This window comes from Vreelandella sp. ssv (assembly GCF_059448525.1).
In genome coordinates this window covers 1,875,827-1,888,600 of sequence record NZ_CM182545.1, presented here as the reverse complement: position 1 = coordinate 1,888,600, position 12,774 = coordinate 1,875,827, and the positions used below count along the sequence as shown (strand labels likewise).

Below are 12,774 nucleotides of genomic sequence, written 5' to 3'. Positions count from 1 at the left end.
CATAGGCTATGCACAGAAGCATGCTGCCAGTTAAATATTCTAACGCCCTGGCCAGCCAATACTCTGTTGAATAACTATGACGATATCCTCCAATGCCCTACGTTCACGATACGCTGACACGACTTAACAAAAGCAGCCCTGCACAGTCAGAATTTTATCAAGCCACCGAAGAAGTGCTCGAATGTTTACGTCCGCTAATCGAGCAGAGTGATTACTATCACCAACACAGCATTATTGAGCGGATAGTCGAGCCCGAACGGCAAATTATGTTCCGGATAAGTTGGGTAGATGATGCCGGGAGAGTACGGGTAAACAAAGGCTATCGCGTACAGTTCAACTCTGCCCTTGGCCCTTACAAGGGAGGCTTACGATTCCATCCCAGCGTTACCTCGGGCACCGTAAAATTTCTCGGCTTTGAGCAAATTTTCAAAAATTCGTTAACCGGTTTGCCAATCGGCGGTGGGAAAGGGGGTGCCGATTTTGACCCCAAGGGAAAATCAGATAAAGAAATTATGCGCTTTTGTCAGGCGTTCATGAGCGAGCTATACCGTCATATTGGCCCCCACTGCGATGTACCTGCAGGCGATATCGGCGTCGGTACGCGTGAAATTGGCTATCTCTTTGGCCAGTACAAACGCCTCACTGGCCACTATGAAGGCGTGCTAACAGGTAAAGGACTTAATTGGGGAGGCTCGCTTGGCCGTAAAGAGGCCACCGGCTACGGTGCGGTGTACTTTGCACAAAACATGCTGGCTGCCCGCGGAGAAGAGTTGCGCGATAAGACCTGTCTCGTTTCCGGCGCTGGCAATGTAGCGATCTACACCATTGAGAAGCTATACGAACTGGGCGCTAAACCGATCACCTGCAGCGATTCACGTGGCACCATTCACGATAAAAATGGGATTGATTTAGGCTTACTCAAACAGCTCAAAGAAGTGCAGCGCACCTCGTTAGAAACCTACTTACAAGAGCACCCAGACGCGCACTACATTTCTGCACGTGACTACCCCCAGGGTGGGCACGCCGTATGGCGTATTCAAGCTGATGCAGCCTTCCCCTGCGCGACGCAGAATGAGCTGACCGAGAGCGATGCGGAAATTCTACTCGCTAATGGCATCACGTGTATTAGTGAAGGGGCCAACATGCCCTCTACCAAAGAGGCCGTTGATCTCTTTCTAAACGCCAAAATTGCCTATGGGCCTGGCAAGGCCGCCAATGCAGGTGGCGTTGCGACCAGCCAGTTAGAAATGGCACAAAATAGCAGCATGGAGCAGTGGCCGATGGAAAAAGTTGACCAGAAATTAAAACAGATTATGGCTAATATTCACCGCCAGTGCGCCGACACCGCCGAAGAGTTTGGTGATAAAACCAATTTGGTACTAGGCGCCAACATTGCCGGCTTCAGAAAAGTAGCTGATGCCATGATTGAACAAGGGGTCACCTGATCGTATTTACTTTGTAAATCGCTTATACTGAAAAGAGTAAGCAGTCCTTCCTTTATTGAGGAAGGGCTGTTTTTTATTGGTTTAAACTTATTGCTTTCTAAGGAGAGTAATCATGGGACAACGTCCTGCTATTATTATTAATCGTCTTGATGCCGAACGCCTCCAGCGCTTGATCGACAATGCATCAGATAAAGACATGGCCGTGGCTCAACTCCTTGAGGAAGAGTTATCACGAGGAGAAGTCTGCGACCCACAAGATATTCCGGATGACGTGGTGAGCATGAATAGCCAGGTTCGCTTCACCGACCTCACCCGCGGGCTTAAAATGATTCGAACCCTGGTCTACCCACACTCTCTGGAAAGCGTACCAGATGGCATTTCGGTCATGGCGCCCATTGGTGCGGCACTGATAGGCCTCAAAGTGGGCGACATCATCGAATGGCCGCTACCTAATAATACCGAAATACGTCTGCGTATCGACGCTATTTATTGGCAGCCCGAGCGCGAAAAGCAGTTTCATAGATAGTTAGCGCTACTGAAGTGATACTGTACTGCTAGCTCCCGATGAATAAAAAGACTACTTGACTTGTTTCAGAAACTAGAGCTGGTTAACAATCACTTAAGCTTAGTGTCTGTACCTATTAACCATAAATTATTAATAAATTTTTCTTTAAAAAAAAACTACTAACTCACCGCAATCACTTCGCACTTCGCGGTATGACTCACTTTGTGCGAAACACTGCCAATAACGACGCCTGCGAAGTCGCTTCACCCTCGGCTTCCCAATACGATGACATCAACATTACAGGTGTTAGCGTTATCTAACATCACTCGAACCGGATTACCTTGCGTTAGCATCTCTTCGATAAAGCTGATACCCGCCTCCGATCGTCCCTGGCAAAATTCACCAGATCAAGGATCTCGTCATCATTACGCCCTTTAAGCAATACGGCATTGAGTTTGATCGACTTAAAGCCAGCCTTGCGGGCTGAGCGGATACCCGCGATCACTTGCGAAAGCTCCCCCGTGCGCGTTAAATTTTAAAGCGCTCGGGCTTGAGCGAGTCGAGGCTGATATTGAGGCGATCAAGTCTGCCTAAACGTAAGGCTTCGCATGTTTGACTAACCCTGAGCCGATGGTGGTCATGGCCAGCTCGCGCAGGCCTTCCAATTCCGAGTTTTTTTACTAGCGTTAATCCGCCCTGGCGTACCAATAGCTCTCCGCCAGTTAGACGAATTTTCTCCACGCCTAGCTCGACGAACGCCTGCGACAGCGTGGCTATCTCTTCAAGAGTAAGCAGTTGGGCGCGAGGCAGGAAGTTCATCTCCTCAGCCATGCAATAAACACAGCGAGAATCACAACGATCATTCACAGATATGCGCAAGTAACGCACCGTACGGCCAAACTCATCGACTAGCATACTCATTCTAAAGTTTTACATGCTCGGTGGGCGTAACACCTGCTTTGGAGAGACAGTGGCTGGCGCAATGCATCTGAAACCCATCAATGGCTATGATAGGCCGCCCGGCGCGGGCGATGCTTACCAAGCCTGGCACGCCACCGCCAACACCGGCAATGCAGGACATTTCTGCCTCCCCTGCATGGTCAAGACGCAGAGCAACACTATTGGCCAGTTGCGCCACATCAGAACAACCGGAGAAGGCATAAATCAGTGTGTGCGGTTTATGATGTGAAGACATACCCTCTCCTATAAAAGCAAACGACGTCAGCGGTCACGCCAGAAAAAGCGATTCAAGCGTCGAACTGACTGATCGGGTAATAGGGGTATGAGCCCCCTTCTGTCACGTCGGTGTCAGGATTAATCATCAAATAACCATGGGCCTGGCTAGCCGCGCTGAGCATATGCGAGCCCTGCCCGCCCGCTAACTGCGCCACGGGAGTCCCCTGTGACCAATCCATCTCCACCCGTAATAGCTCGCAGCGCCCTTGAGGCCCACGCTGAGAAAAGCCGGCTTTTACCGGGTAACGCTGTAGAGCCGCTAAAGCTCTACCTTGCATGGCATGTATAAACGTCAGCGCCAGCAGTTGCCAGCCCACCAGGGATGCCACGGGGTTACCCGGTAGCGCGATGAGTGGCTTGGCAGAAGAAGGCTGCAGGCCAAGATAACCGAACGCAAAGGGCTTCCCTGGCTTCATCGCGACACCATGAAAATGCAGCCCGCCGCGCTGCTCGAACACCGGACGAACATGATCCTCTTCGCCTACCGAAACGCCCCCGGTGCACACCACTAAATCTGCAGCGGTTTGTGCGTGCTCAAAGGCCTGATGCAATGACGCCGGCGAATCTGCGATGACACCCAAATCCAGCACGTCGCACTGCGCCTGTGCTAGCAGGACGTTAAGCATGGCGCGATTGCTGTCGTACACCTGCCCCGGTGACCGCGACGCGCCAAGGGCAATCAACTCATCGCCGGTTGAGAGTAGTGCCACCCGCAGGCGTCGTTTGACGGAAACCGTGTTGATACCATGACTGGCCAGCAGCGCAATTGAAGCAGCGTTTAGATATTCACCCGCGGGGAGTAGCGGGGTTCCCATACGGGTCTCCTCACCTTGACGGCGAATATTAGCGCCTACCACCACGTTACCCTCAAGGTGTATATGCCCGTGCTGATCAAGGGTTACCCGCTCTTGAGGTACTACAACATCTGCCCCCATGGGTACCGGTGCACCGGTAAAAATACGCGCGCAGCCTCCTTTGGGTAGCAGCATGACGCCTGCACCAGCAGGCACGCGTAGGAGAATGGGTAAGCCTGAGCCGGGAGGTGTCGCTTGGTAGTCAGCTAGACACAGCGCGTAACCATCCATAGCGCTATTGTCCACACCTGGCATATCGAGAGTTGCGACCACCGTTTCTGCCAGCACTCGCCCCGCCGATTGTTCAAGGGTGATGGTTTCTACTGCATTAATGGGCGTGGCGGCGTCGATAAGCCGTTGGCGTGCATCAAAAAAATCTAACAAGCCGGGCGTGACTATTTCTGCGCAGTGATAGTTCATAAGCGCTCCAACTCCTTGGAAGAGGTCGCTGCCTGACGTCCACTACACGTGGTCGCTGAAGGCAGTACCATGGCGGCGAAGTTGCAGGGCCGAGTACGGGAGTCCAGCTGCAAAGCGATAATGTTGTCCCACGCCAACGCACATGCTTTGGGTGAGCCGGGCATTGCAAATATCATCGTTCGGTTGGCCACCCCCGCGACGGCGCGAGACTGGATCGTCGCTGTGCCGATTGTCTTCAGGGAGTAGTGCCGGAACAGCTCCCCATACCCTTCAATCGCTTTGTCGAACAGCGGTATCAACGCCTCGGGAGTGGTATCCCGGGCGGTAAAGCCAGTGCCGCCATTAACCAGAATCGCCTGGACATCTGTTCGCGCAATCCACTCCGAGACCACGGCGCGAACCTGGTAGATATCATCAGGAACGATACGTCTATCAATCAGGATATGGCCGCTTTCGCTCAGATGTTTAACCAGCAGGTCACCGCTGCCATCTTCATCGAAACCACGCGTATCGGAAACCGTTAGCACCGCGATGCCAAGCGGAGTGAAAAGAGCATCTACAGGAACATGGGACATCAAGCCTCTCCTATTAGCTTTCCTACTGCATCAAGCTACCGCCAGCATCGTCATCCATAACAATCCCTTCGACGCCTATTTCGCTTTCCAGCGCCAGCAAATAGTGGCGCAATGCGCGTCGCGTCGCCTGCTCCCGCAGGCTGTGACGCACTCGGTCGGCAACCTGATCGAAAGGTAACGCCCGCCCTTCACGCCGTTCGTCAATGATTACTACATGCCAGCCATAGCGAGACGCCAAGGGGCGCTCGTGAAGGCCTTCGGGCAGGTGCTGCAAAGCGCGATCCAGCTCAGGAACGGTCTGGCCTGACACTAGCCAGCCCAAATCACCATCCATCTCTTTTGAAGGGCACGCGGAGTGGTGTTGCGCAAATTCGGCAAACCGCTCGGGTATAGAATTAAGTTCTTTAAGCAGTTTTTCGCCAAGCTGGTACGCGTCGTCGCGGCCCTGGGAGTCATCCGGCGCCGCTGCTAGCAGAATATGCCTTACCCGTAGCTGGGTCGGCTCGCTAAAGCGCTCACGGTGGGTGTCAAAAAAGCGTTGGCAATCTGCTTCTCCCGGTTCGGGCACCTCAAGTTCCTGCTCAAGCAAGGCAGCAATCGCCGCATCCTCCTGCGCTTCGCTGGCTTCCTGTGTCGATAGTAGACCCAGGATGTTAGCTCGCTGGCGCAGCAGCTCCCTCACCACCAGCGCACGAGCCGCCTGAAGCTGGGCCTCACCCGCCGTTTCAGCGGGGTGATACTGCATCTCTAACGCAATCGTTTCTTCATCGATACTGGCGTCGCCGACGCGTACCGGAGGCGGAGCGATGCCTCCAGGTAATTGTTCGATATCAATCATCTGCATGTTATTTCTCCTTTAGTCCTGGGCAAGCACAGCAAGTGTTTAGGCGCGACGGCGGACAAGCTGATAGCGACGAGTCACATAGCCGAAAGGCACGCTCCAAACATGCACCAGGCGCGAAAATGGGAACAGCAGAATGATAGTCAGGCCGATAAAGATATGCAGTTTGTAGACCCACGACACTTCCTGCATGTAATCCGCTGCGCCGCCGCTGAAGAAGACTATTGACTGTGCCCAGCTGGAGAGCGTCAGCATCATTTCACCGTCCATATGGCCTAGCGAGAAAATGATGGTCACCATGCCAAGGCACGCCTGTAAGACGATCAAACCCAGGATCAAGTTATCCATCAAGCTCGACGACGCCTTTACGCGAGGATTGAACAATCGCCGATAGAGCAACATGGCACCGCCCACCACGCACATTGCACCGGCAATACCGCCGACCACGATGGCAATCAGCTGCTTGGTACCGGCATGCAGAAAAGGCGCGTAGACCCAGTGCGGCGTGAGCATGCCCACCAAATGACCAAAAAAGATGACGATAATCCCGATATGGAACAGGTTGCTGGCCAGTCGCATGTTTTTTGAGGACAGCATTTGGCTGGAGCCGGTCTTCCAGGTGAACTGACCTTGGTCATAACGCATGAGACTCCCGACCAAGAACACCGTACCGGCCAGGTAGGGGTAATAGCCGTAGATAAGATGTTGCAAGTATTCTATGAACATGGCGACTCTCCTTTTAGCGATCGGCCACGGTTGAGGAAGGGGCTGGGCTCCAGGCGGAAGGCATGATTTTGACGGGGTCGCTGTGCACTGCATTTTTGCGCTCGGCAAGCCGCCGCCCTTCCGCAGACTGCAGCGCGCAGTCTTCGTCAGAGGTCGCCGAGAAGCGTACTGCTTCTTCTTCCCATACGGCGTCCAATGCTTCGGGGGTGTTATCAGGCGCTTCTTTTTTGACCTGGGGCCGATGCTCCTCGACGTCGCTCTCAGCCCCAATTAACGCCAACAGTGACAGCGGTACTAGCGCGTGATCCGCTCCCCGCTCCTCCAGCCGTGCGGTAAGCAGTGCCAGGATATGGCGTATTTCTCCCAGCCAGCGACCAATCTCGGCTTCGTCGCACATCGAAAGGTATTCAAGAAACACCGGTAGATGATCGGGCAGTTCACGGGCATCCAGCTCGAACCCGGCCGCGCTGTACTCGGCCATAAGATCCACCATGGCCTGCCCCCGATCACGGGACTCGCCGTGAACGTGTTCAAATAGCAGCAGCGACGTAGCCCGACCCTTATCGAACATGGCGACGTATTCGGACTGCAGCTCAAGCAAGTCACCATCCTGGAGACGCTGACACCACTCCATTAGCGACGACTTGAGAGCCGCCCCCAGGCGGCGCTCGGCATTGAGGATTTCGATGAGTTCACCGCAAGCATCCTGCAATTCCTGGGTCGGGTAATCGAGCAAGCGGGCCAGTACACGCAGGCTGCGCATGCCCAGTAACGGCTCGAACGACGGCTCTACCGGGGTCGGCGATTGAATAGCGGCTTCAGTCATGACGAGAATCCTCAAGTTGTGCCTGCGGGTCGAAGACCTCTACCGGTTTTACCAAAACGCTAGTCTGCTTACGTCCATTGAACAGGCTGGATTGGCTCTCACCGTGGCAACCATCGCCAAAGGTAAAACCGCATCCCCCCCTTTCGGGGAAGGCCTCGGTAGCCATCTCGCGATGGCTGGTGGGGATCACAAAACGATCCTCGTAGTTGGCAATGGCCAGGTAGCGGTACATCTCCTCTACTTGGGCTACGCTCAGCCCCACGGCATCGAGCACTTCGGCGTTGGGGGCGCCATCCACATGCTTGCCGCGCATGTAAACACGCATCGCCATTAAGCGCTTGAGTGCCAATACTACGGGCTCCTCTTCGCCAGCGGTGAGTAGATTGGCCAAGTACTTCACGGGGATACGCAGCGATTCGATCTTGGGTAGGATGCCGTCGAACTCGACATGCCCCGCCTCGGCGGCGGACTGAATCGGCGATAGTGGCGGCACGTACCACACCATCGGCAGCGTACGGTATTCCGGGTGCAGCGGCAGCGCCAATCCCCAGTCGATGGCCATCTTATAGACCGGTGAGGCCTGGGCGGCTTTAATGACGTTATCCTGGATACCATCCCGCTTGGCCTGGGCAATCACTTCCGGATCATTGGGATCAAGGAAGATCTCGCGCTGGCGATGGTAGAGGTCACGCTCGTCGGGTGAACTTGCCACTTCCTCAATGCGGTCGGCGTCATACAGCAGCACCCCGAGGTAACGAATGCGCCCCACACAGGTCTCGGAGCAGATAGTCGGCTGACCGGCTTCGATACGTGGATAGCAGAAGATGCACTTCTCGGACTTACCGCTTTTCCAGTTGTAGTAGATCTTCTTGTAGGGACAGCCGGAGATACACATCCGCCAGCCGCGGCACTTGTCCTGGTCGATTAGAACGATGCCGTCCTCTTCCCGCTTGTAGATCGCACCGCTGGGGCAAGCCGCTACACAGGTAGGATTCAAGCAGTGCTCGCACAGACGCGGCAGATACATCATGAAGGTATTTTCGAACTGGCCGTATATATCTGCCTGCACCTTGTCGAAGTTGGCGTCTTTGCGCCGCTTGGCGAACTCGGTGCCGAGAATCTCTTCCCAGTTCGGGCCCCATTCAATCTTTTTCATGCGCTGACCGGAAATCAGTGAGCGTGGGCGCGCCACCGGCTGGTGCTCACCGATTTTGGCGGTATGCAGGTGTTGGTAGTCGAACGTGAACGGCTCATAGTAGTCGTCCATTTCGGGCAGGTCGGGGTTGGCGAAGATATTCGCCAGCACCCGCCATTTACCGCCAATTCGCGGTTCAATCCGGCCATCGGTCCGGCGCATCCAGCCGCCCTTCCACTTGGTCTGGTTCTCCCACTCTTTTGGGTAGCCGATACCGGGCTTGGTCTCGACGTTATTGAACCAGGCGTACTCCATACCTTCGCGACTGGTCCAGACATTTTTGCAGGTCACCGAACAGGTGTGGCAACCGATACACTTATCAAGGTTGAGAACCATGCCTACCTGGGAGCGAATCTTCATTTCACGGCCTCCTGAACGCTGTCATTGCCTTCACCATCCAGCCAGTCAACGTGTTTCATCTTGCGTACCAGCACGAACTCGTCGCGATTGGAGCCGACCGTTCCGTAATAATTGAAACTGTACGAAAGCTGCGCGTAGCCGCCGATCATGTGAGTGGGCTTGGGGCAGACACGGGTGACAGAGTTGTGGATACCGCCCCGGGTGCCGGTTATTTCAGAACCGGGCACGTTAACGTTGCGCTCTTGGGCGTGGTACATCATTACCATGCCCGCCTTGACCCGCTGACTGACTACCGCTCGCGCGGCAATCGAGCCGTTGGCGTTGTAGACCTCGATCCAGTCGTTGTCCTCGATATCGATCTCCTCCGCGTCCGCCTCGGAGAGCCACACCACCGGGCCGCCTCGGTTGAGGGTCAGCATCAGCAGGTTGTCCGAGTAAGTAGAGTGGATACCCCACTTCTGGTGCGGTGTGAGGAAGTTCAGCGCCTTGCTCTTGAAGCCGTTGTCGGCGGGAAGCCGGAAGCCTTTGGCCGCCTTGGTATCAATGGGCGGGCGATAGACCAGCAGGCTTTCGCCGAAGGCTCGCATCCAGGCATGATCTTGATAGAACTGCTGGCGACCACTCACAGTGCGCCAGGGAATCAGCTCGTGAACGTTGGTGTAACCGGCGTTATAGGAGACGTGCTCATCTTCGAGGCCGGACCAGGTCGGGCTGGAGATAATCTTGCGCGGCTGGGCGACGACATCGCGAAAGCGAATTTTCTCTTCATGCTTGGGTCTCGCCAGGTGAGTATGATCACGCCCGGTAATTTTGGAGAGCGCTTCCCACGCTTTAACCGCCACTTGGCCGTTGGTTTCCGGTGCCAGGGTCAGAATCATCTCGGCGGCATCGATAGCGCTGTCAATCAGCGGACGTCCTTTATGTGGGCCATCCAGTTTGCGGTGGTTAAGCTTACCTAGCAGCTTAACTTCAGCATCGGTATTCCAGGCGATGCCCTTGCCGCCGTTACCGATGCTTTCCAACAGCGGCCCAACGGAAGTGAAACGCTCATAGGTCTCTGGATAGTTGCGCTTGACCTCGATCAGCGATGGCATGGTCTTGCCGGGAATCGGCGCGCATTCGCCCTTTTTCCAATCCATCACCGCCGGTTGAGCCAACTCCCCAGGCGAATCGTGCTGCATAGGCAAAGTGACCAGATCAGTCTCTTCACCCAGATGCCCCACGCATACCTTGGAAAATGCCTTGGCGATGCCCTTGTAAATATCCCAGTCGCTGCGCGACTCCCATGCCGGGTCGGTCGCCGCAGTCAACGGGTGAATAAAAGGGTGCATGTCGGAGGTATTGAGATCGTCCTTCTCATACCAAGTGGCCGTAGGCAGCACGATATCCGAGTAGAGGCAGGTGGTGGACATGCGGAAGTCCAGCGTCACCAGCAGGTCGAGCTTGCCTTCCGGTGCCTCGTCATGCCACACGACCTCCTCGGGCTTCTGGCCGCCGAAGTCGCCCAGGTCTTTGCCCTGAATACCGTGGCGGGTACCCAGCAGGTACTTGAGCATGTACTCATGGCCCTTACCGGAGCTGCCCAACAGGTTGGAGCGCCAGATGAACATATTGCGTGGGAAGTTCTCTGGCGCATCCGGGTCTTCCGCGGCAAAGCGCAGTTCACCGCTCTTGAGTTGCTGAACCGCATAGTCGGAAGTCGACATGCCCGCGGCTGCGGCTTTTTTCGCCAGGCGCAGCGGATTAGTGTCCAGTTGAGGTGCTGACGGCAACCAGCCCATACGCTCGGCGCGCACGTTAAAGTCGATCAGGCTGCCGGGGTAATCCTCGGCCTTAGCCAACGGTGAGAGGATCTCCTTGATTTCGAGCTTCTCATAACGCCACTGGGAGGAGTGGTTATAGAAGAACGAGGTAGAGTTCATATGGCGCGGCGGGCGCTGCCAGTCAAGGCCGAAGGCCAGCGGCGTCCAGCCAGTCTGCGGACGGAGTTTTTCCTGGCCCACATAGTGCGCCCAACCGCCACCGCTCTGGCCGATACAACCGCACATGACCAGCATGTTGATCAGACCGCGGTAGTTCATATCCATGTGGTACCAGTGGTTCATACCGGCACCAACGATGATCATGCTACGCCCGTTGGTTTTATTGGCATTGTCGGCGAACTCCCGGGCAATACGAGTGCACTGCTCTGCCGAGACGCCGGTGATTTTCTCCTGCCACGCCGGGGTATAGGGGCGAATCTGGCTATACGCTGTCGCGCCATCATCTTCACCCTCTCCAATGAAACCCCGATCGATACCATAGTTGGCACACATCAGGTCGAAAACAGTGACAGCCAGCATTTCACTGCCATCAACCCGTTTCAGTCGTTTGGCGGGCAGGTTGTGGAACAGCAGGTCATCAGCGGCACCTACACCGGCACCTTTCACGTGCTTAAAGTGTTCGTGCTCAATACCTCCGAAGTACGGAAATGCCACACGCGCCACACTATCGTAATGTTCAGCCAAAGTGAGTAGTGGCTTGATCTCGGTGCCCTCGGCATCCAGCGATTCCAGGTTCCACTTGCCCACTTCATCGCCGGTCTCTCCCCAGCGGAAACCGATCGAACCACGCGGCACCACCAGCTGGTCACGGGTTTCGTCCCATGCAATGGTTTTCCACTCAGGATTGTTTTCCTGGCCCAGTGCAGCATCAAAATCACTGGCCCGCAGTTGGCGACCTGGTGCGAAGCTGCCATCTTCACGCACTTCCAGTTCCACCAGGAACGGCATGTCGGTATAGCGGCGCACATAGTCAGTGAAGTAAGTACTAGGCTTGTCGAGGTGGAATTCTTTGAGAATCACGTGCCCCATGGCCATCGCCAGGGCGGCATCGGTGCCCTGTTTGGCGGACAGCCACTCGTCGGTGAGTTTGGAAACTTCGGCGTAGTCCGGGGTGATCGAGACCGTCTTTGTGCCCTTGTAGCGCACTTCGGTAAAGAAGTGGGCATCCGGGGTACGCGTCTGGGGTACGTTGGAGCCCCAAGCGATGATGTAGCCGGAATTATACCAGTCAGCGGACTCGGGAACGTCGGTTTGCTCGCCCCATGTCATCGGTGACGCCGGTGGCAAGTCGCAGTACCAGTCATAGAAGCTCATGCAGACGCCACCAATCAACGACAAGTAGCGGCTACCCGCGGCGTAGCTGACCATCGACATAGCAGGAATTGGCGAGAAGCCGATGATGCGGTCGGGGCCGTAATGCTTGGCGGTGTAAACGTTAGAGGCAGCGACCAGCTCGTTGAGCTCGTCCCAGTCACCGCGAACGAAGCCGCCCATGCCGCGCGCACGCTTGTACTGTTTGGTCTTGGCGGGGTCTTCGACAATAGACGCCCAGGCATCGACTGGGTCGGGATAGGCCTTAAGCGCTTCGCGCCATAGCGCCAGCAGCGGCTTTCGGATCAATGGATACTTCAGGCGATTGGCGCTGTACAGATACCAGGAGTAGCTGGCACCGCGTGGGCAGCCACGCGGTTCATGGTTAGGCAAATCAGGCCGAGTGCGTGGGTAGTCAGTTTGCTGGGTTTCCCAGGTGACCAAGCCGTTCTTAACGTAGATCTTCCAGCTACAGGAGCCGGTACAGTTTACGCCATGGGTAGAGCGCACCACTTTATCGTGCTGCCAGCGGGCACGATAACTATCTTCCCAATCGCGCGACTCGCTGCGCAGTTCCCCGTGCTCATTGGCAAAAGGCTCTCGCGCTTTGCGGAAAAAATTCAGCCGGTCAATGAAATGACTCATGGACGATCTCCA

General features: G+C 55.5%; 11 protein-coding genes. 2 read left to right on the top strand and 9 right to left on the bottom strand.

What is annotated here, in order from left to right; all coding sequences use genetic code 11:
* The first annotated feature begins 92 nt into the window (after positions 1-92).
* Together gdhA and rnk are read left to right on the top strand one after the other, a co-directional pair.
* Positions 93-1,445, top strand: coding sequence for an NADP-specific glutamate dehydrogenase (gene gdhA, locus AC5TBW_RS08655; RefSeq protein ID WP_495511662.1), 1,353 nt, complete (start codon positions 93-95; stop codon positions 1,443-1,445).
* 112 nt (positions 1,446-1,557) lie between these two features.
* Positions 1,558-1,971 (top strand): nucleoside diphosphate kinase regulator, encoded by a 414-nt coding sequence (gene rnk / locus AC5TBW_RS08650; RefSeq protein ID WP_495511661.1) that lies wholly within the window; start codon positions 1,558-1,560, stop codon positions 1,969-1,971.
* Between the two features lie 507 nt (positions 1,972-2,478).
* Here rnk and AC5TBW_RS08645 read toward each other — a convergent pair.
* The 9 genes from AC5TBW_RS08645 to AC5TBW_RS08605 are packed head-to-tail and all read right to left on the bottom strand — an operon-like array spanning position 2,479 to position 12,762.
* Complete coding sequence (locus AC5TBW_RS08645) at positions 2,479-2,871, bottom strand: radical SAM protein (protein WP_495511660.1); 393 nt, start codon at positions 2,869-2,871, stop codon at positions 2,479-2,481.
* 1 nt (position 2,872) lies between these two features.
* The gene (locus tag AC5TBW_RS08640) at positions 2,873-3,145 is read right to left on the bottom strand and encodes a putative zinc-binding protein (RefSeq protein WP_495511659.1); all 273 of its coding nucleotides are present in this window, start codon (positions 3,143-3,145) and stop codon (positions 2,873-2,875) included.
* A gap of 52 nt (positions 3,146-3,197) precedes the next feature.
* Positions 3,198-4,460 carry a molybdopterin molybdotransferase MoeA gene (locus AC5TBW_RS08635; protein WP_495511658.1) on the bottom strand — a complete coding sequence of 421 codons (1,263 nt, stop codon included), beginning with the start codon at positions 4,458-4,460 and terminating at the stop codon, positions 3,198-3,200.
* The gene (gene moaB, locus AC5TBW_RS08630; RefSeq protein ID WP_495511657.1) at positions 4,457-5,035 is read right to left on the bottom strand and encodes a molybdenum cofactor biosynthesis protein B; all 579 of its coding nucleotides are present in this window, start codon (positions 5,033-5,035) and stop codon (positions 4,457-4,459) included. The genes AC5TBW_RS08635 and moaB overlap by 4 nt, the downstream gene beginning before the upstream one ends.
* Before the next feature lie 22 nt (positions 5,036-5,057).
* Entirely contained in the window at positions 5,058-5,879 is an 822-nt protein-coding gene (locus tag AC5TBW_RS08625) for a peptidylprolyl isomerase (protein ID WP_495511656.1), read from the bottom strand.
* Positions 5,880-5,918: 39 nt separating this feature from the next.
* On the bottom strand, positions 5,919-6,602 hold the full coding sequence (gene narI / locus AC5TBW_RS08620) for a respiratory nitrate reductase subunit gamma (RefSeq protein WP_290693171.1): 684 nt from the start codon (positions 6,600-6,602) through the stop codon (positions 5,919-5,921).
* 13 nt (positions 6,603-6,615) lie between these two features.
* Positions 6,616-7,428, bottom strand: coding sequence for a nitrate reductase molybdenum cofactor assembly chaperone (gene narJ / locus AC5TBW_RS08615; RefSeq protein WP_495511655.1), 813 nt, complete (start codon positions 7,426-7,428; stop codon positions 6,616-6,618).
* Positions 7,421-8,983, bottom strand: coding sequence for a nitrate reductase subunit beta (gene narH / locus AC5TBW_RS08610; RefSeq protein WP_495511654.1), 1,563 nt, complete (start codon positions 8,981-8,983; stop codon positions 7,421-7,423). Before narH ends, narJ begins: the two co-directional genes overlap by 8 nt.
* Positions 8,980-12,762, bottom strand: a complete 3,783-nt coding sequence (locus tag AC5TBW_RS08605) for a nitrate reductase subunit alpha (RefSeq protein WP_495511653.1) — start codon at positions 12,760-12,762, stop codon at positions 8,980-8,982. Before AC5TBW_RS08605 ends, narH begins: the two co-directional genes overlap by 4 nt.
* Positions 12,763-12,774: the final 12 nt, after the last annotated feature.